Source organism: uncultured Streptococcus sp., assembly GCF_963456385.1.
In the GTDB taxonomy this organism is placed as follows: Bacteria; Bacillota; Bacilli; order Lactobacillales; family Streptococcaceae; genus Streptococcus.
Genome location: NZ_CAUOLF010000021.1, coordinates 25,859 through 43,673 on the forward strand (window position 1 = coordinate 25,859; position 17,815 = coordinate 43,673).

Annotated in this window: 23 protein-coding genes and 1 riboswitch; of the genes, 21 read left to right on the forward strand and 2 right to left on the reverse strand. The window is 43.4% G+C overall.

The window, feature by feature from the left end; genetic code table 11:
• The first annotated feature begins 10 nt into the window (after positions 1-10).
• The 12 genes from RP262_RS08955 (at position 11) to yidD (ending at position 8,176) form a co-directional block, all read left to right on the forward strand.
• On the forward strand, positions 11-694 hold the full coding sequence (locus RP262_RS08955; protein ID WP_223322322.1) for a Bax inhibitor-1/YccA family protein: 684 nt from the start codon (positions 11-13) through the stop codon (positions 692-694).
• Between the two features lie 104 nt (positions 695-798).
• Positions 799-2,049: a diaminopimelate decarboxylase gene (locus tag RP262_RS08960; RefSeq protein WP_311154929.1), complete on the forward strand. Its 1,251-nt coding sequence runs from the start codon at positions 799-801 to the stop codon at positions 2,047-2,049.
• 56 nt (positions 2,050-2,105) lie between these two features.
• Positions 2,106-2,354: a YneF family protein gene (locus RP262_RS08965; protein ID WP_311154930.1), complete on the forward strand. Its 249-nt coding sequence runs from the start codon at positions 2,106-2,108 to the stop codon at positions 2,352-2,354.
• Positions 2,355-2,453: 99 nt separating this feature from the next.
• A complete protein-coding gene (gene racE, locus RP262_RS08970) occupies positions 2,454-3,248 on the forward strand; it encodes a glutamate racemase (protein ID WP_311154931.1) in 795 nt (264 codons plus the stop codon).
• Entirely contained in the window at positions 3,245-4,249 is a 1,005-nt protein-coding gene (locus RP262_RS08975; RefSeq protein ID WP_311154932.1) for a nucleoside-triphosphate diphosphatase, read from the forward strand. Before racE ends, RP262_RS08975 begins: the two co-directional genes overlap by 4 nt.
• Positions 4,228-4,749: a metallophosphoesterase gene (locus RP262_RS08980; RefSeq protein ID WP_311154933.1), complete on the forward strand. Its 522-nt coding sequence runs from the start codon at positions 4,228-4,230 to the stop codon at positions 4,747-4,749. The genes RP262_RS08975 and RP262_RS08980 overlap by 22 nt, the downstream gene beginning before the upstream one ends.
• A complete protein-coding gene (gene cbpB / locus RP262_RS08985; RefSeq protein ID WP_002897025.1) occupies positions 4,746-5,207 on the forward strand; it encodes a cyclic-di-AMP-binding protein CbpB in 462 nt (153 codons plus the stop codon). Before RP262_RS08980 ends, cbpB begins: the two co-directional genes overlap by 4 nt.
• Positions 5,204-5,935, forward strand: a complete 732-nt coding sequence (gene xerD, locus RP262_RS08990) for a site-specific tyrosine recombinase XerD (protein ID WP_311154934.1) — start codon at positions 5,204-5,206, stop codon at positions 5,933-5,935. The genes cbpB and xerD overlap by 4 nt, the downstream gene beginning before the upstream one ends.
• Positions 5,936-5,937: 2 nt before the next feature.
• Entirely contained in the window at positions 5,938-6,648 is a 711-nt protein-coding gene (locus RP262_RS08995) for a segregation/condensation protein A (protein WP_002909093.1), read from the forward strand.
• Positions 6,641-7,210 carry an SMC-Scp complex subunit ScpB gene (gene scpB / locus RP262_RS09000; protein ID WP_002894610.1) on the forward strand — a complete coding sequence of 190 codons (570 nt, stop codon included), beginning with the start codon at positions 6,641-6,643 and terminating at the stop codon, positions 7,208-7,210. The genes RP262_RS08995 and scpB overlap by 8 nt, the downstream gene beginning before the upstream one ends.
• The gene (locus RP262_RS09005) at positions 7,197-7,925 is read left to right on the forward strand and encodes a pseudouridine synthase (protein WP_004185788.1); all 729 of its coding nucleotides are present in this window, start codon (positions 7,197-7,199) and stop codon (positions 7,923-7,925) included. Before scpB ends, RP262_RS09005 begins: the two co-directional genes overlap by 14 nt.
• Positions 7,922-8,176: a membrane protein insertion efficiency factor YidD gene (yidD, locus tag RP262_RS09010; protein ID WP_125402439.1), complete on the forward strand. Its 255-nt coding sequence runs from the start codon at positions 7,922-7,924 to the stop codon at positions 8,174-8,176. Before RP262_RS09005 ends, yidD begins: the two co-directional genes overlap by 4 nt.
• Positions 8,177-8,223: 47 nt before the next feature.
• Here yidD and RP262_RS09015 read toward each other — a convergent pair whose 3' ends face one another.
• Positions 8,224-9,663 carry a TrkH family potassium uptake protein gene (locus tag RP262_RS09015; RefSeq protein ID WP_311154935.1) on the reverse strand — a complete coding sequence of 480 codons (1,440 nt, stop codon included), beginning with the start codon at positions 9,661-9,663 and terminating at the stop codon, positions 8,224-8,226.
• A gap of 4 nt (positions 9,664-9,667) precedes the next feature.
• A complete protein-coding gene (gene trkA / locus RP262_RS09020) occupies positions 9,668-11,017 on the reverse strand; it encodes a Trk system potassium transporter TrkA (RefSeq protein WP_311154936.1) in 1,350 nt (449 codons plus the stop codon).
• 340 nt (positions 11,018-11,357) lie between these two features.
• On the opposite strand from trkA, the gene RP262_RS09025 reads away from it, so the two are divergent.
• The 9 genes from RP262_RS09025 to RP262_RS09065 all read left to right on the forward strand — a co-directional run.
• Entirely contained in the window at positions 11,358-11,861 is a 504-nt protein-coding gene (locus RP262_RS09025) for a tRNA (cytidine(34)-2'-O)-methyltransferase (protein WP_311154937.1), read from the forward strand.
• Between the two features lie 116 nt (positions 11,862-11,977).
• Positions 11,978-12,128, forward strand: a riboswitch (FMN riboswitch).
• Positions 12,129-12,260: 132 nt separating this feature from the next.
• Entirely contained in the window at positions 12,261-12,818 is a 558-nt protein-coding gene (locus RP262_RS09030; RefSeq protein ID WP_311154945.1) for an ECF transporter S component, read from the forward strand.
• Positions 12,808-13,458: a phosphatase PAP2 family protein gene (locus RP262_RS09035; protein WP_311154938.1), complete on the forward strand. Its 651-nt coding sequence runs from the start codon at positions 12,808-12,810 to the stop codon at positions 13,456-13,458. Before RP262_RS09030 ends, RP262_RS09035 begins: the two co-directional genes overlap by 11 nt.
• Positions 13,459-13,553: 95 nt before the next feature.
• The gene (locus tag RP262_RS09040) at positions 13,554-13,862 is read left to right on the forward strand and encodes an MGMT family protein (RefSeq protein WP_311154939.1); all 309 of its coding nucleotides are present in this window, start codon (positions 13,554-13,556) and stop codon (positions 13,860-13,862) included.
• 59 nt (positions 13,863-13,921) lie between these two features.
• Positions 13,922-14,869: a TIGR01212 family radical SAM protein gene (locus tag RP262_RS09045; RefSeq protein WP_311154940.1), complete on the forward strand. Its 948-nt coding sequence runs from the start codon at positions 13,922-13,924 to the stop codon at positions 14,867-14,869.
• Positions 14,863-15,414 carry a class I SAM-dependent methyltransferase gene (locus tag RP262_RS09050; protein ID WP_311154941.1) on the forward strand — a complete coding sequence of 184 codons (552 nt, stop codon included), beginning with the start codon at positions 14,863-14,865 and terminating at the stop codon, positions 15,412-15,414. The genes RP262_RS09045 and RP262_RS09050 overlap by 7 nt, the downstream gene beginning before the upstream one ends.
• A gap of 239 nt (positions 15,415-15,653) precedes the next feature.
• On the forward strand, positions 15,654-16,250 hold the full coding sequence (locus RP262_RS09055) for a TetR/AcrR family transcriptional regulator (protein WP_399553058.1): 597 nt from the start codon (positions 15,654-15,656) through the stop codon (positions 16,248-16,250).
• Complete coding sequence (locus tag RP262_RS09060) at positions 16,250-17,203, forward strand: ABC transporter ATP-binding protein (RefSeq protein ID WP_311154942.1); 954 nt, start codon at positions 16,250-16,252, stop codon at positions 17,201-17,203. Before RP262_RS09055 ends, RP262_RS09060 begins: the two co-directional genes overlap by 1 nt.
• Positions 17,190-17,815 (forward strand): ABC transporter permease (locus RP262_RS09065; RefSeq protein ID WP_311154943.1); only part of this gene is annotated, 626 nt, incomplete at its 3' end. The genes RP262_RS09060 and RP262_RS09065, both read left to right, overlap by 14 nt.

The window sequence follows — 17,815 nt, forward strand, 5'->3', positions numbered from 1 at the left end:
AGGAGTAACTATGAATCATTCTATTATTCAAGATCAATCAGATATTAATTCTTTCTATGCCAAGATTTATTCTATCGTTGGTGTCGGTATCGGAATCTCGGCAATCGTATCCCTCTTGATGCTATTTGTCTTTCAAGATGCTATTTATACTATTTTGACAAGATCTGTCTGGATCTATTATGCAGCTATTGCAGTTGAGTTTATCCTTGTGTTGGTAGCATCTGGAACTGCTCGGAGCAATAGCCCAGCGGCGTTGCCTATGTTTTTAGCATATTCAGCCATCAATGGTTTTACCCTAAGTATTATCATGGCGCTGTATCTTCAGTCAGAGGTTCTCTTAGCCTTTCTGACAACGACCGTTATGTTCTTTGCCATGGGCTTCATCGGCAAGGTGACCAAGAAGGATCTTTCTGGAATGGGCAGAGCTTGTATGGCCGGTTTGATTGGTATTATCGCTGCTAGCTTCCTTAATATCTTCTTGAGAAGCAGTGGCTTGGACTTTATCATCAGTATCGTTGGAGTCCTTATTTTCTCAGGACTTATCGCTTGGGACAATCAGAAAATCCGCTATGTATATGAGCAGACCAATGGCAATCCAGGGAATGGCTGGGCAATTTCGCTGGCTCTGCATCTGTACCTGGACTTCATTAATCTCTTCCTCAGCTTGCTGCGTATTTTTGGAAGAAACAAATAACTAGGCTAAATAAGACTCAAGCATTGGACGTTTGCTCCAGTGCTTTTTGTTTCTCCTATGGATTTATGGTATAATAAAGCCAGCAAATAGAAAGCGAGAATACTATGAAAACTCCTTTTGTCAGTCGTGACAAGCTAGCTGAGATTACGGCTCAGTTTCCAACCCCTTTCCATCTTTATGATGAGAAAGGAATTCGGGAAAGAGCGCGTGCCTTGCATAAGGCCTTTTCTTGGAATCCAGGTTTTAAAGAGTATTTTGCCGTTAAGGCCACTCCCAATCCTGCTATTTTAAAAATCCTCAAAGAAGAAGGCTGCGGGGTGGACTGTGCTAGCTACGTTGAGCTGCTCATGAGCCAAAAGCTGGGCTTTGCTGGACAGGATATCATGTTTTCGTCCAATAACACACCAGCTGATGAATTTCAGTTTGCGCGTGACCTAGGAGCGACTATCAATCTGGATGCCTATGAAGATGTGGCCTTTCTGAAGGAGGCTGCTGGTATTCCCAAGGTCATTTCCTGTCGTTACAATCCTGGCGGTGTCTTTGAGCTGGGAACTAGCATTATGGATAATCCGGAAGAAGCTAAGTTTGGTATGACCAAGGACCAGCTGATTCAAGCTTTCAAAGAGCTCAAGGAATTGGGAGCTGAGAAGTTTGGAATTCATGCCCTCTTGGCCTCAAATACTGTCAGCAATGACTACTATCCTGAACTGGCCCGTCAGCTTTTTGAGCTGGCTGTAGAAGTAGTGGCTGAGACAGGAGTTGAGTTGGACTTTATCAATCTCTCTGGTGGTGTTGGAATCAATTACCAGCCTGATGGTGAGGAAAATGACATTGCGGTCATCGGTCAGGGCGTTCGTCAGGCCTATGAAGCTATTCTGACACCGGCTGGTCTAGGACAGGTCAAGATTTATACGGAGCTGGGTCGCTTTATGTTGGCACCTTATGGCCTGCTGGTTACCAAGGTTACCCATAAGAAGCAGACATACAGAACCTATCTGGGAGTGGACGCTTCTGCAGTCAATCTACTTCGTCCTGCTATGTATGGCTCTTATCACCACATTACCAATATGGATCGACCTGAGGGTGAGACAGAGATTGTGGATGTTGTCGGCAGTCTCTGCGAGAATAACGACAAATTCGCCGTTAATCGCTCGCTGCCCGTCAGTCAAATAGGCGATACACTAGTGATTCACGATACGGGTGCTCATGGTTTTTCTATGGGTTATCAGTACAATGCCAAGCTCCGCTCCAGCGAAATTCTCTTGGAACAAGATGGCAATGTTCGCATGATTCGTCGGGCAGAAAAACCAGAAGATTATTTTGCGACACTATATGGCTTTGATTTTGAAAAATAGAGAAAATTTGATATAATGAAGAGCAATGTAAAAATGGAAATAGAGGAGTTCTTGATATGAATGTATTTTTAGAGATTATCTTGATTTTAGCGGCATTTGCTGGAGGTGTACTCTTGGGTATGTATCTGCTTCGTCGTCAAGTAGAGAAGGAATTTGCAGAAAATCCGCGTTTGAATGTAGAAGCAGTTCGGACCTTGCTTAGCGCTAGCGGTCAACGGCCAAATGAAGCGAAAGTACAGCAAGTTTATCGTCAAATTATCAGCCAGCAGAAAGCTGCGCTTGCTAAGAGCAAAAAGAAAAAATAATTTTCTAGAGGCTGGCTTTTAATACCAGCAGAGAAAATCTATAAAAAAAATGGGGATTTGGAATCGGCTTCCAGTCCCTTGTTTTAGAAAGAAGACCTTATGGATAATCGACCAATCGGTTTTTTAGACTCAGGAGTGGGCGGTTTGACTGTAGTCCGTGAGCTCATGCGGCAGCTCCCCCACGAAGAGGTCATTTATATCGGAGATTCAGCGCGGGCTCCTTACGGTCCTAGGCCTGCTGAGCAGATTCGCGCTTATACCTGGCAATTGGTCAACTTCCTCCTGACCAAGGATGTTAAGATGATTGTTATCGCCTGCAATACAGCGACTGCCGTTGTCTGGGAAGAAGTGAAGGAAAAGCTGGATATTCCAGTACTGGGCGTGATTCTGCCGGGGGCTAGTGCAGCTATTAAGTCAACTGTCAGCGGCCGTATCGGTGTTATTGGAACGCCAATGACTGTTTCTTCTGATATCTATCGTCAGAAGATTGAAGCGCTCTCGCCGGAGATGCAGGTGGAAAGTTTGGCATGCCCTAAGTTTGTACCTTTGGTAGAGTCCAATGAACTTCATTCCAGTCTTACCAAAAAAGTGGTCTATGAAACCCTGCAGCCTCTTGCTGGCCGAGTAGATACACTTGTCTTGGGCTGTACCCACTATCCCTTGCTCCGGCCTATTATTCAAAATAGGATGGGACCAAATGTGAAGCTGATCGACAGCGGGGCAGAGTGCGTACGGGATATTTCTGTCCTGCTCAATTACTTTGAAATCAATCGCAGTCGGGAAAAACAGGAGCTTAATCACAAATTTTACACAACTGCCAATGCCAAGAGCTTTTCGGAGATTGCAGAAAGCTGGCTGGGCCTGAAAGTGAATGTGGAGCATGTAAGCTTATGACAAATAAAATTTATGAATACATTGACGAGAACAATTGGTATATCGGAGAATGGACCCGCTTTCGTAAGGCCGGCTATCATTTCAACGACATCCCATACAGGCTCTTGGAGCATATTGATGCAGAGTTGAGTGAGCTGATTGAGCGGGATTTGGATGAAGACTACAACGCCTTTACCACAGTTGTGGTCAAATACGGCTCGCCTATGTCCTATATCCAGTTTGTCCTCAATATGATTAACGACCGCCAGGAGCGGGATTTTAAGGCGACCAGTCATAAGGGGGCTATTCTGATTACAGAAAAGGACTTGCTGCGCAAGGTTTTCTTCCTGTCTAAAGATGGAGTTAAGATGACCGACTTTTTTGGTCAGGGGCAGGAGTCCGAGATGGCTGTCGGAGATACCATCTTGATTGCGACTCGCAACGAAGGAAAGACAGCAGAGTTTCGCAAACTCTTTGATAAGTTGGGCTATAAGGTTGAAAATCTCAATGATTATCCTGATTTGCCAGAAGTGGAAGAGACGGGAACCACCTTTGAGGAAAATGCGCGGCTCAAGGCAGAGACCATCAGTAAACTGACCGGTAAAATGGTGCTAGCTGACGACTCGGGTCTGCAGGTCGATGTTTTAGGCGGCTTGCCTGGCGTCTGGTCGGCTCGCTTCGCTGGAGTAGGCGCGACAGATGATGAAAACAACATCAAGCTCCTGCATGAATTGGCTATGGTTTTTGAAATCAAGGACCGCTCGGCCCATTTTCATACGACCCTAGTGGTGGCCAGTCCTGACAGGGAGTCTCTGGTAGTTGAAGCGGATTGGCCGGGCTACATTGCCCATGAGCCAAAAGGGGAAAATGGCTTTGGCTATGATCCTTTGTTCTTAGTGGGAGAAACAGGAAAAACATCTGCCGAGCTGACGATGGAAGAAAAAAATGCGCAATCCCATCGGGCTCAGGCAGTTAAGAAATTAGTGGAGGTATTTCCAGCATGGCAAAGCAAACCATTATAGTCATGAGTGATTCTCATGGCGACCGTGCTATTGTAGAAGAAATTAGGAATCATTATATTGGAAAGGTAGATGCGATTTTCCATAACGGAGACTCTGAGCTTCCTTCTGATGATGAGGTGTGGCAAGGGATTCAGGTTGTTGCAGGGAATATGGACTTTTACGACGGCTATCCAGAACGATTGGTGACGGATTTGGCTGGGATCATAATTGCTCAGACTCATGGCCATCTCTTCCATATCAACTTTTCTTTTCAAAAGCTGGATTTGTGGGCACAAGAGGTTAATGCAGACATCTGTCTCTATGGGCACCTGCATATCCCAGATGCTCGAATGGAGGGCAAAACGCTCTTTCTGAATCCGGGCTCCATCAGCCAGCCACGCGGCCTGATCAACGAACGCCTCTACGCTAAGGTAGAGATTGATAAGGACCGCTTTAAAGTTGATTTCTATACACGAAATCATGAACTCTATCCAAGCTTGTCCAAGGAGTTTAGCCGATGATTGCTAAGGAATTTGAAGACTATCTGCTGCAACATGAAGAAACTTTTTTGACGCCTGGGGAAAATCTGGCGGTTATGATTGACACCCACAATGTGGATCATGCAATCCTACTGCTGAGCCAAATGACTTACTCACGTGTACCAGTCGTGACAGCAGATAAAAAGTTTGTTGGCACGATTTCCCTGACAGACATCATGTCTTATCGCATGCGCCATGATTTGCCAGAAGAGGAATTCATGATGACAGACATCGTCCATATGACTAAAATGGACGACTTGACAGTTGGGCCAGATTATACTGTATCAGATGTACTTCATAAGCTAGTCGACGAGTCATTCCTGCCGGTTGTGGGCGAGGATCAGCATTTTTACGGAATTATTACTAGAAAGTCCATTTTGAAAGCTGTCAATTCTTTGTTGCACGGCTTTAGCAAAAAGTACGAAATTCGCAAAAAATGAAAGAATACATTAGACCGTTTTTAAATCAAAAAAATATCTCAGAAAATTCTAAAATTGCCTATTCTTATGATTTGGAGCAGTTTATCGAGGAAGTACATGGCCGAATCACAGAGACCAATCTGCGGATTTATCAGGCCTCCATCAAGGATTTTAAGGCGGCTGTTCAGAAGCGGAAGCTCTCAGCAGTCAATCAATTTCTCTACTTCCTTTATCAGCAGCAGTTTATTGAGGAGTTTCACCGCTTGGTCCTACCCAAGGTTTCCATATCAAAGGAGCAGGAAAATGAACTGCTAGATTTGTCTGCTTTTTGGCAGGAATCAAGCGTTCCCAGGGGGCGGCTGATGGCTCTTCTTATCTTGGAAATGGGCTTGCTGCCCAGTGAGATTCTGCAGGTCAGAGTGGCAGATGTCAATCTTGACTTTCAGGTTTTGAAGATTGAAAAGGCCGGTCAGAAGCGGGTCATCAAGATTCCTGAGAGCTTGACGGGTGAGCTGGAAGACTATCTGACAGGGACATATTTATTTGAGAAAAACGGCAAATCCTATTCTCGTCAATGGGGCTTCCGTCAGCTAGAGGCCTTCTTGATTGAGCAGGGACAAGCCAGTCTATCTGCCCAAAGCCTGCGTGAGCAGTTTATTTTGCGTCAGCGGGAGAAGGGGATTGGCCTCTATGATATTGCCCAAGATTTGGGCTTGAAAACCATGATTACACTAGAAAAATACAGATAAAAATGGATATCAAACTAAAAGATTTTGAAGGCCCGTTGGACCTGCTGCTCCACCTTGTATCTAAGTACCAGGTGGATATTTATGATGTGCCCATTACGGAGGTCATCGAGCAGTATCTGGCTTATGTGGCTACTTTGCAGGCCATGAAGCTGGAAGTGACGGGCGAGTATATGGTCATGGCAAGCCAGCTCATGCTGATTAAGAGCCGCAAGCTTCTGCCTAAGGTGGCGGATAATGCTGAGCTGGAAGATGATTTAGAGCAAGACCTCTTGAGCCAGATTGAGGAATACCGCAGGTTCAAGCTCTTGGGTGAGAAAATGTCGCTCCAGCATGATGACCGAGCGCTTTATTATTCTAAGCCTAAGCTGGAGCTGGTTTATGAAGACGCTGAGCTCCTGCATGACAAGTCAACGATTGATCTTTTTTTGGCTTTTTCCAAAGTTATCGCCAAGAAGCAAGAGGAGTTTTCTAAAAGTCATACAACCATTGTGCGAGACGAGTATAAGATTGAGGACATGATGGAAGTGGTGCGCCAGCGCTGTGCTGGTAAGAGCCGTTTGGCTTTGCAGGAAATTTTCGCAGAGACCAAGGACATGAATGAAGTTATTACACTCTTTCTAGCGACCTTGGAATTGGTCAAGGTGCAGGAAGTGCAAGTCATTCAGGAAGAAAATTTTGGAAATATTTATTTAGTAGGAAGAGGAAATGAGTAAGTTAGCAGAGATTGAAGCCCTGCTTTTTGTGGCGGGAGAAGATGGACTCAAGGTTCATCAATTGGCAGAAATCCTATCTTTGCCGCCGACCGGGGTTATTCAGAGTTTGGAGAAGTTGGCTGAGCAATATGAAGCAAATCCGGACTCTAGCCTGACCCTGCTGGAAACCTCAAAGACATACAAGCTGGTCACAAAGCCAGAGTTTGCTGAGATTCTGCGGGCCTATTCACGGGCACCAATCAATCAAAGTCTGTCGCGGGCGGCCCTTGAAACCTTGTCTATCATTGCCTATAAGCAGCCGATTACAAGGGTAGAAATAGATGACATCCGCGGGGTTAATTCCAGCGGTGCATTAGCTAAGCTCTTGGCTTTTGAATTGGTTCGAGAAGATGGCAAAAAGGAAGTCATTGGCCGGCCAAATCTCTATGTGACAACGGATTATTTCTTAGACTATATGGGGATCAATCACCTAGATGAACTGCCGATTGTCGAAGAAACAGAGCTAGTTGCTGAAGAAAGCCAGCTCTTTATTGAAAGGACAGATATCGATGAGAATCAATAAATACATCGCTCATGCTGGGATAGCCAGCCGCCGTAAGGCAGAAGAGCTAATCAGGCAAGGGAAGGTCAGTATAAACGGCCAAGTAGTATGTGAGCTGGCAACGAACGTCAAGTCTGGCGACCGTGTGGAAGTTGAAGGCCAACCTATCTACAACGAAGAGAAGGTTTATTACCTCCTCAATAAGCCGCGCGGGGTCATTTCCTCTGTCAGTGATGACAAGGGACGTAAGACGGTCGTGGAGCTCTTGCCTCAGGTCAAGGAGCGGATTTATCCGGTTGGTCGTTTGGACTGGGATACTTCTGGCATTCTCATTCTGACCAATGACGGGGACTTTACCGACGAGATGATTCATCCCCGCAATGAGATTGACAAGGTCTATGTGGCGCGTGTCAAAGGATTGGCCAATAAAGAAGTTCTTCGTCCTCTGACTCGAGGTATTGAGATAGAGGGGCGCAAAACCAAGCCAGCAGTTTATGAGATTATCAAGGTTGATCCGGCGAAAAATCGCTCGGTCGTTCAGCTGACCATCCACGAAGGCCGTAACCATCAGGTCAAGAAGATGTTCCAGGCGGTTGGATTGCAAGTGGATAAGCTTTCACGGACTCGATTTGGTCATTTGGACTTAACTGGCCTCAAGCCTGGTGAGTATCGTAAGCTCAATAAAAAAGAAGTCAGCCAGCTGCATACACTGGCTGTAACCAAGACCAAGAAATGATAAAGAAACTGCTTATTGCTCCTGTCCGCTTTTATCAACGCTTCATATCGCCTGCTTTCCCTCCATCTTGCCGCTTTCGGCCCACCTGCTCTAACTATATGATAGAGGCTATCCAGAAGCATGGTGCCAAGGGAGTTTTTATGGGCGTGGCGCGAATTCTCCGCTGTCATCCCTGGTCCCAGCCGGGAGAGGATCCTGTACCAGACCATTTCAGCCTGAAAAGAAACGATACAAGAAAAAAGTCACACTAGCTATTTAGCTAGTGTGACTTTTTTTATCTATAATTTCAGAGTGTTTCCTACCTTCTAGACCAAGTCTTAGGCAGGAAGAGTAGGAGAATCGGGTAGATTTCCAAGCGACCGCCAATCATAGCAAAGGCTAGCAGCAGTTTGGAAAAAGGACTAAAGATAGAAAAATTATCTGTCGTCCCAATCATAGGACCGATATTATTGAAGCAGGATAGAACACCACTGACAACCGTCATAAAGTTATTATTATCCAAGCTGACAATGAAAATGAGAGATAGAATAATCAAGATATAAACGGCTAAGTATTTCAGTACCTTATGCTGAGTATCCTTTTCGATGACTGCACCATTGATATGCAAGGTCAGGACACGATTAGGTGACAAGGTAGATAGAATCTGATTTTTAGCAATGCGGGAAATAATAATCCCCCGAATAACCTTGAATCCCCCAGCGGTTGATCCAGCTGAGCCCCCGATACACATGAGCAGGAGCAGGATGACCTGAGAAAAGAGGGGCCACTTGACCGTATCACCATAGCCGAATCCAGTTGTTGTGATGACATTGGCTACCTGGAAGAAGGAAATCTCCACGCTCTTGGCAAAGCCTTGATAGAGGTGGAAGACATTAAAGGCAATCAAGGCAGTGGAAAGAAAGACAATCCAGAGATAGCCCCTAAGTTCCTCATCGCCAAAGCAGGCCTTAAACTTGCGAATCAGCAAGTAATAGTAGAGATTAAAGTTGACCCCGAAAGCCAAGACCCCAAAGCTGACCAGATAAGTAATCAGCGAGCTGTTGTAGTGGGCAATACCGTCATTGTATACGGTGAATCCTCCTGTACCAGCTGTTCCCATGGCAATCACAAGGCTGTCAAAGAGAGGCATACCCGCCAGGAAATAAAGGAGGGCGAAAATAGCAAAGAGAGCCAGATAAATGATATAAAGAATCTGGGCCGTACTCTTGAGTTTGGACACAACCTTGCCAAAGACTGGTCCCGGAACTTCTGCTTTCATGACCTCCAAGTGACCATTTTTGGCATTGTCCATAATAGCTAGGGCAAAGACCAGCACTCCCATTCCTCCGATTAAGTGGGTAAAACTGCGCCAGAAGAGCAGCGAATGGGAAAGAACGCCGACATCGTTAAGGATAGTCGCTCCTGTCGTGGTGAAGCCAGAGCTAATCTCAAAGAATGCATCGATAACATCCGGAATCTGCCCGGAAAAAACAAAGGGCAGAGCTCCGAAGAAGGACCAAAGAATCCAGCAAAGGGCTACAATCAGGACCCCTTCCTTAGCGTAGATATGCAGGTCCTTTGGTTTGAAATAAGAGCCTATTCCACCTAAAACTAGCAAGATGGCCATGGTCGCCCCGATAGAGAGAAAGATTTTTAAGGGCTCACCGTAGATTAGAGCGACGATAATAGGTACAATCAGCAGAGCCGCCTCAATCAGCAGCAGTTTTGCTAGCAGGTAGCGAATCATAGATCTATTCATGGCCCTACCTCGCTAACAGATCGTAAATCTGCGTGATATTTTGCAGCAGAGTGGTAACGATAATCTTATCTCCGACTTGCAGGTCGTCATCACCGGTAGGGAAGATGGCTTTGCCTTGACGGATAATGGCCGCAATCAGGACATCTTTCTTCAGATGAAGCTGAGACAGAGGAATACCAGTCATCTTGTTTTCTTCCTTGATTTGGAACTGTAGGGTCTCGATTTGGCCGTTGGCTACATGGTGCAGAGCTTCTAGGTTAGAGAATTGAGCATTGTAGCGGCCACGGATAAAGTGCATAATGGTATCAACGGCGATACCTTTAGGTGTCACGATGCTAGCGAAATCTTGATTATCAATGATTTCCAACAAACTAGTCCGGTTAATCTTGGTGATGTTTTTCTGTACACCTAGATTATTAAGGAACATGGAAGTGATGATATTTTCCTCATCCACACCAGTCAGGGTAGCGATAGCGTCAAAGTTATTGGCGCGTTCCTCCAGCAGGATGTCCTTGGCAGTACCATCACCATGGACGACATAGAGATCAGGAAATTCCTGACTGAAAAAGTTTGCCCGCTCACGGTTGGATTCAATGATTTTGAGCTCAATTTTACTGTTCTTGAGAATATTGAGCAAGTAATAGGCGATCTTGCCAGCCCCGATAATCATCAGGCTCTTAACCACTCTAGGGCGTACCATATTGTGGAATTGAACGATGTCTAGGCGGTTACCTGTTACATAGATCTTGTCTCCGGCCTCCAAAGTGAAGTCGCCGTCAGGAATTTCCAAGTGCCCTTTTCTCTCAATAGTACAGACAATGATATTTCCAAATTTCTTACGGAACTGGGAAATATTCATCTGGCAGAGATTGCTGTCTTCCTTGAGTTTGAACTCCATCAGTGCCACTCGGCCATTGGCAAAGTGCTCTACTGACAGGGCGTTAGGGAAGTCAATGATATTAGCGATGTAGCGAGCAGTTAGGAGCTCAGGATTGACCACCAGCGAGAAGCCTAGGATGTTCTTCTCCTTAAAGTAAGGGTTGGAATATTCAGGATTACGCACCCGAACGACGGTTTCCTTAGCCCCCATCCGTTTGGCCAGAACAGCTGAAACCATGTTGACCTCATCATGCTCGGTCATAGAGATGAAGATGTCACAGTGCCCAACATCCGCCTGTTCTAGGATTTTGAAGTTGGCTCCATTGCCAGAAATACCGATAATATCATAGCGTTTGGTAATCTGGTTGAGAACAGCCTCATCCTGCTCAATCAGGATAACATCATGTTTTTCAGCCACTAAGGAGCGACAGAGGGCCGTTCCGACCTTCCCGCCGCCAACAACGATAATTTTCATAAGTTTAGATTCCTCCAAAGTATGTATCTATCATACTCTTTTTTCATTTAAATTTCATCTATAAAATACAGAATAGCTTGCTTATTTATAGAATTCCGAATATTTTTTTACCAAAATGGTATCTTCCTGTGATATTTTTAAAAAAAGTACAACTTTTTGAGCATTTTTTATTGACTTGTAGGCTGAAAGTGTTATACTAAATGAGTACCTTCATTGGTTTACCTCAAACCTGTTGTGATGTAAGTTAATGAAGCCTTAACCACGCTGTTTGCTGAGCTTGACTCCGGGCAGTGTGGCTATTTTTTTATCTAAAGAAAAATACTAGGAAAATATTCTTATTATGAAAAATCATATCGTTCTTTTTGAGCCTCAGATTCCGCAGAATACCGGCAATATCGCCCGTACTTGCGCTGCGACTAATTCACCGCTTCACATCATCAAGCCCATGGGTTTTCCCATTGATGACCGCAAGATGAAACGGGCGGGGCTGGACTATTGGGATAAGCTAGACATCACCTACTATGACAGTTTAGACGATTTTATGGAGCAGATGGATGGCCGACTTTATCTGATTTCTAAGTTTGCAGAGAAGGTCTATTCTGAGGAAAACTTTTCAGCAGAAGGTTCGCACTATTTTATGTTTGGTCGTGAGGACAAGGGACTGCCAGAGGAATTTATGCGTCGTCATCCAGAAAAGGCTTTGCGTATTCCCATGAACGACCAGCATGTCCGCAGCCTCAACGTTTCAAATACAGTCTGCATGATTGTTTATGAAGCCCTGCGTCAGCAGAATTTTGCTGGCTTAGATTTGGTACATGAGTATGAAGCGGACAAGCTGAAGTAGCGGAATGAATGTATCTAAGCAGTAAATTTTCCTAATAGATAGAATACCATTGTTGAAATATGTTTAATTACATCAATCAAATTGCTTGCTCTGGCAGGCTTTTTTTGTTATGATAATGATGTCTTCAGGGCAGGGTGAGATTCCCGACCGGCGGTAACTTTTGGCTTGGAAATGTTTTTTTCTCAATGCCAAATCAAGTCCGCGAGCGCAAGCTGATGTGGTGAGATTCCACAACCGACAGTATAGTCTGGATGGGAGAAGACGAGAGGCAGTGAAGCATTCTTGCCGTTTAATCTTTATTTAAGGGCTGAGCCTTATACTAAATAATCATTAGCTGACAAGCCTTTTTTCAGTGGCCTTTCCGGCTTCTCTAATTTTTATAAATTGGAGGAACCTGTGATGACAAATACTCGTAAGTTGGCGATTGTAGCAGTTTTATCTGCTCTATCATTTCTACTCATGTTTTATGAGATTCCCTTGATAACCGAGTTTCTAAAGTTGGATTTTTCAATTATTCCGATTTTACTGGCTTTGGTAGTCTTGGATTTAAAAAGCTCTCTAGCAGTGCTCTTGATTCGCTCTGTCTTAAAGCTAGCTTTGAATAATAATGGCGTAGGCACTCTAATCGGTCTACCCATGAATATACTAGCGGTAGCAGTCTTTGTTTATGCTTTTTCCCTCTTGTGGGAAAAAAGGAAGAGCTTGTTTGACTATGTGAAGGCTTCTTTGGTAGCAACGCTTGGTTTAACTGTTACAATGCTTGTTCTAAATGTTATCTATGCAGTGCCTCTCTATGCGAAGTTTGCTGGTTTTGATATTAATAAGGCATTTGGTCTTTCCAAGTATCTGCTGACCATGATTGTCCCTTTTAACCTATTAGAAGGAGTGATCTGGGCTGTCGTCTTTTGGCTAATTTACAAACTCTTACAGCCCGTCCTAAAACGCTATGAAAAATAAACAATCTTATCTAACAAAGGGCTCTTTTGCCCTTTTACTTTTCGTCATGCTAGGCTATATGGTCAAGTTTTATCCTGAGCAGCTGACCAGCTTTGATACCCCGATTCAGACCTGGTTGCGGGGAGACTTGCCTGCAGCTTTGACGACATTTTTCAAACTAGTGACCAGTGTGATTGATCCGTTGGGGATTATTATCTGGGTTTCAGCTCTTGTTCTTTTTTTCCTTTACAAAAAATGGAAGCTAGAAGCTGCTTTGCTAGCGGGAAATCTGGTCTTACATGGGATTTTGATTAAGCTGATTAAACTCGTTTACCACAGAAGCCGGCCGAGTATTCCGCATTTGGTCGAAGAGGGTGGTTATTCTTTCCCGAGCGGACATTCCATGGCGACAGCCATTGTTCTTGGAACCTTGATTATTATCGTCCAGCAACGGATTCAAAACCAAAAAATAAAGCGCTTGGTACAAGGCCTGCTCCTGGTCTATATCTTTACTGTTATGGCATCCAGAGTCTATCTGGGCGTGCATTATCCGACAGATGTTATCGGAGGAGCCTTGATGGGCTTTGCCATTCTCAATATCGAATTTCCCTTTTATGACAAGCTGCGTTTTCAGTGGCGTTTCAAGGGAAAGCAGAAATAAATATAGATGCGAAAGGTTGGCTTTGCTGGCCTTTTTGTCTTGATAAAGGGAGTTGGATTGTGTAAGATAGGAGCAAACAAGATTAGGAGGTCAGAATGTCTTATTTAAATCCAGAACTCATCGATGCTGTTTTAGCATTAGTAGATAGCATTCCCTCTGGGCGCGTGGCGACCTATGGCCAGCTTGCCCGTTTGATTGGTCGGCCAAAAAATGCCCGCTTGGTCGGAAAGATACTCAGTCAGACTGAGCTTTATGGCAGCAAGCACCCTTGCCATCGGGTGGTCAATGTAGCAGGGCGTCTCGCACCAGGCTGGGAAGACCAGAAGCACTTGCTCTGGGCGGAGGGAGTGGACTTGAAGGCTAATGGCTGTGTGGACCTCAAGCGTTATCAGTGGGAGCGATGATTTCCTTCTTTCCCTGTGAAAGAGGGAATTTTTGTTTCTATACACTTTTTTGTGGTAGAATGAAAGGTATGAAATCTTACAATTCTTTGAATGATTATTATCGAAAACTTTTTGGTGAAAAGACTTTTAAGGTGCCTATTGATGCGGGCTTTGACTGTCCCAATCGGGATGGTACTGTAGCTCATGGAGGTTGTACTTTCTGTACCGTTTCGGGCTCGGGTGATGCCATTGTGGCACCAGATGCGCCCATTCGCGATCAGTTCTATAAGGAAATTGACTTTATGCACCGCAAGTGGCCTGATGTTCGCAAGTATCTGGTCTATTTCCAGAACTTCACCAATACCCATGAGAAGCTTGAAGTAATCCGTGAGCGCTATGAGCAAGCCATTAACGAGCCGGGTGTCGTTGGACTCAATATCGGAACTAGGCCGGATTGTTTGCCTTATGAGACCATAGCCTACTTGGCTGACTTATCCGAGCGTATGCATGTGACCGTGGAACTGGGCCTTCAGACTACCTATGAGGAGACTTCGGACCTCATCAATCGTGCCCATTCTTATGAGCTCTATGTGGAGACGGTCCAGCGAGTTCGTAAGCTGGCTCCCAGGGCGGAGATTGTCTCTCACTTGATCAATGGCCTGCCGGGTGAAACCCATGAGATGATGCTAGAGAATGTCCGCCGCTGTGTGACGGATAATGACATTCAGGGGATTAAGCTCCACCTGCTTCACCTAATGACTAATACCCGCATGCAGAGGGATTATCATGAGGGGCGGCTGCAGCTGCTCAGTCAAGAGGAGTATGTCTCCATCATCTGCAACCAACTGGAGATTATCCCCGAGCATATCGTCATCCACCGTATCACTGGCGACGCCCCGCGGAATATGTTGATTGGCCCTATGTGGAGCCTAAATAAATGGGAAGTTCTCAATGCCATTGAGGCAGAAATGCGTCGTCGTGGCAGCAAGCAAGGTTGTAAAGCAAAGGAGCAGAGATTCGTATGTTAAGACCCTTACAGATGGCCCATGCCTTTTTGGCGGAAGTCGTGACCAAGGAAGATACCGTGGTGGATGCTACTATGGGGAATGGACATGACACCCTCTTTCTGGCTAAGTTGGCCAAGCAAGTCTATGCTTTTGACATTCAGGAACAGGCTGTGGAAAAGACCCGCCAGCGCTTGGCAGAAGCGAATTTGGATAATGCCCAGCTAATCTTGGCTGGCCATGAGAGTTTAGACCAATATACAGACCAGTTCAAGGCTGCCATTTTCAATCTTGGCTATCTGCCTTCGGCGGACAAGTCTGTCATTACCCGACCAGATACGACGCTGGAAGCTTTGGAAAAGGTCTGCCGGGGCTTGGAAAAAGGTGGCCGTGCAGCTATCATGATTTATTACGGGCATGAAGGTGGTGAAGTTGAAAAAGATGCAGTGCTAGACTTCGTCAGTCAGCTGCCCCAGCAGGACTTCACTGTTGCCCTCTACAAGACCATCAATCAGATTAACCATCCGCCTTTCCTGGTCATGATTGAGAAATTGAGAGAAGAAACTTGATATATAATAAGGATACAGAGAGAAAAGCCAGATAATAGGAGCTTTCAGTACTGTATCCTTATTTTTTAAATCGTGAAAATCAAATAACTAGGTCTAAAAGAAGAGAATTATGATGTGTGTAAATTTAAAGTCTTATATTTTCTTGCAAATAAAATATGAGACTTTTGACATTTTTCAGTTTATATGATATTCTATGACCGTAAAATCAAAAAACGTCACAGCGTTTTTAGGAGGAAGTTATGGCTACTGCTTTTACTGCTGAAGAAAAAGAAGTAATTAGAAAGAAATTACATAAAGTTGCAAAGGAATGCCTTCAAAGATATGGGGTTAAGAAAACCACAGTTGACCAGATGGCAGCAATGGTAGATATTTCCAAAGGTTCTTTTTATAATTTTTATTCCTCAAAGGAAATGTTATTTTTTGCGGTCTTAGAAGAATATCAAATAGATGTTATGGATCGCCTGACAGAACAATTAGATATGGAAGCCAAGATAGATACAAATCGTCTGGTACAGTTACTTTATGATTTTTATCAAGATTTTCGCTATTCATTTATGTATACCATATTTAAAAATCATGAGATGGAATTACTCGTAAGAAAATTACCAAAAGAGGCGATAACAAATCATCATCTGATAGATGATAGAATGGTTAAAAAAATTGTATCCCGAATCAACATTAGAGAAAATGTATCGGTAGAAATCGTCTCTGCTTTATTTAGAACGATTGCTATGACTATATTACACATTGAGGAAATCGGTGAAGAACAATTTGATACTACATTGAAGTTAGTCATACAAGGAATTGTTGAGCAAATTACTAAGGAGGATAGGTAATGGTGAAAGAAGCAATTAGAACCGCAAACCTTTCTAAAAGATATGGAACAAAAAATGTTGTCAATAACTTGAATATATCAATAAAAAGTGGTGAAATAGTAGGTTTTTTAGGACTGAATGGTGCAGGGAAAACAACGACGATGCGAATGATGCTAGGATTGATAAAATCTACATCAGGAGAATGTTATATTCAAGGAAAAAAGTTAGATCTGAGTAATTTAGAACTTCGAAATGAAATAGGTTATATTATTGAGACACCTTATTCTTATCCAGACTTAACTGTGAGAGAAAATTTAGAAATAGTTAGTAAATTAAGAGGGGTTAATAAAGATAATATTGACTGGGTAATTGAAAAATTAAAACTAAAGCAATATGAACACAAACAGGAGAAGCATCTTTCTTTAGGAAATGTTGCGCGTTTAGGAATTGCAAAAGCGATTATTCATAAACCTAAAATTCTAATTCTTGATGAGCCAACAAATGGATTAGATCCTTTTGGAGTTATTGAAGTGAGAGAGCTGTTAAAGGAATTGGCAAATAATCTAGGTACAACTGTTCTTATTTCAAGTCATAATCTGGAAGAAATATCTAAAATTGCTACTAGAATAGTCATTATACATGAGGGCAGACTTATAAGAGAAGTTGAAAGCAATGAATTAGAACAGTACTTAGAAAAGAGGTTACTAGTAACTGGATCTAATAATAAGGCCATGAAAGAAGTGCTATCAAACCATGGCTATCAGGTAAACATTCAATCAGACACAGAAAATAATATCGATTTCTTAGAACTAATTGATAAAAAATCTGTGGAATATCCGGAAAAAATTGCTACATTGCTGGTTCATGAAGGTTATCCACCCAAATCGTTGGCTGTTAAGAAAGAAGATTTAGAACATTATTTCTTAAGAATACTGAATGACTATAATGGAGGTGTTTCGAATGAAAAAGCTTAGTTCCTGTATTTTAATTGAATGGAAAAAGTTAATAAAATCAAAACTTTCCATCGTAACTGCTTGTTCTATCTGTTTAGTTCCTTTTATAGTTGGGTTGTTTGCAACTATGATGAAATATCCAGAGAATTTCAAAAATCTTGGTTTGATTTCTGCAAAAATGGAAATGATGAGGATAACAGATTGGTCGTCATACTTAATGACCGTATCACAAGTCATTTCTGTTGGGGGATTGCTCATTTTTGGATTTACAGCATCTTGGGTTTTTGGCAGAGAATATTCTGATAAAACGATGATAGACCTATTAGCGCTCCCGATAAAAAGAGATACAATTGTATTATCCAAGTTTATCGTTATCGCTTTGTGGAGCTATATTCTAGCAATTTTTGCACTTTTATTGGGATTATTCGCTGGTAATTTGATTGGACTTGAGGGTGGGAGCTTAACGGTGATTTTCAAAGGTATACTTACTTTTGGTTATTGTACTACTCTTGCGATCATACTCTCTACTCCAGTGGCTTTTTTTGCTTGTTTAGGCAGGGGATATTTGTCACCATTGGCATTTATTATTTTTACAATTATTTTTTCTCAACTTGGTTCTGCTCTTAACTTTGG

Excerpts from the sequence above, each read along its gene's own strand:
- RP262_RS08955 (WP_223322322.1), top strand. The coding sequence starts at position 11 with ATGAATCATTCTATTATTCAAGATCAATCAGATATTAATTCTTTCTAT.
- RP262_RS08960 (WP_311154929.1), top strand. The coding sequence starts at position 799 with ATGAAAACTCCTTTTGTCAGTCGTGACAAGCTAGCTGAGATTACGGCT.
- RP262_RS08965 (WP_311154930.1), top strand. The coding sequence starts at position 2,106 with ATGAATGTATTTTTAGAGATTATCTTGATTTTAGCGGCATTTGCTGGA.
- racE (WP_311154931.1), top strand. The coding sequence starts at position 2,454 with ATGGATAATCGACCAATCGGTTTTTTAGACTCAGGAGTGGGCGGTTTG.
- RP262_RS08975 (WP_311154932.1), top strand. The coding sequence starts at position 3,245 with ATGACAAATAAAATTTATGAATACATTGACGAGAACAATTGGTATATC.
- RP262_RS08980 (WP_311154933.1), top strand. The coding sequence starts at position 4,228 with ATGGCAAAGCAAACCATTATAGTCATGAGTGATTCTCATGGCGACCGT.
- cbpB (WP_002897025.1), top strand. The coding sequence starts at position 4,746 with ATGATTGCTAAGGAATTTGAAGACTATCTGCTGCAACATGAAGAAACT.
- xerD (WP_311154934.1), top strand. The coding sequence starts at position 5,204 with ATGAAAGAATACATTAGACCGTTTTTAAATCAAAAAAATATCTCAGAA.
- RP262_RS08995 (WP_002909093.1), top strand. The coding sequence starts at position 5,938 with ATGGATATCAAACTAAAAGATTTTGAAGGCCCGTTGGACCTGCTGCTC.
- scpB (WP_002894610.1), top strand. The coding sequence starts at position 6,641 with ATGAGTAAGTTAGCAGAGATTGAAGCCCTGCTTTTTGTGGCGGGAGAA.
- RP262_RS09005 (WP_004185788.1), top strand. The coding sequence starts at position 7,197 with ATGAGAATCAATAAATACATCGCTCATGCTGGGATAGCCAGCCGCCGT.
- yidD (WP_125402439.1), top strand. The coding sequence starts at position 7,922 with ATGATAAAGAAACTGCTTATTGCTCCTGTCCGCTTTTATCAACGCTTC.
- RP262_RS09015 (WP_311154935.1), bottom strand. The coding sequence starts at position 9,663 with ATGAATAGATCTATGATTCGCTACCTGCTAGCAAAACTGCTGCTGATT.
- trkA (WP_311154936.1), bottom strand. The coding sequence starts at position 11,017 with ATGAAAATTATCGTTGTTGGCGGCGGGAAGGTCGGAACGGCCCTCTGT.
- RP262_RS09025 (WP_311154937.1), top strand. The coding sequence starts at position 11,358 with ATGAAAAATCATATCGTTCTTTTTGAGCCTCAGATTCCGCAGAATACC.
- RP262_RS09030 (WP_311154945.1), top strand. The coding sequence starts at position 12,261 with ATGACAAATACTCGTAAGTTGGCGATTGTAGCAGTTTTATCTGCTCTA.
- RP262_RS09035 (WP_311154938.1), top strand. The coding sequence starts at position 12,808 with ATGAAAAATAAACAATCTTATCTAACAAAGGGCTCTTTTGCCCTTTTA.
- RP262_RS09040 (WP_311154939.1), top strand. The coding sequence starts at position 13,554 with ATGTCTTATTTAAATCCAGAACTCATCGATGCTGTTTTAGCATTAGTA.
- RP262_RS09045 (WP_311154940.1), top strand. The coding sequence starts at position 13,922 with ATGAAAGGTATGAAATCTTACAATTCTTTGAATGATTATTATCGAAAA.
- RP262_RS09050 (WP_311154941.1), top strand. The coding sequence starts at position 14,863 with ATGTTAAGACCCTTACAGATGGCCCATGCCTTTTTGGCGGAAGTCGTG.
- RP262_RS09055 (WP_399553058.1), top strand. The coding sequence starts at position 15,654 with ATGGCTACTGCTTTTACTGCTGAAGAAAAAGAAGTAATTAGAAAGAAA.
- RP262_RS09060 (WP_311154942.1), top strand. The coding sequence starts at position 16,250 with ATGGTGAAAGAAGCAATTAGAACCGCAAACCTTTCTAAAAGATATGGA.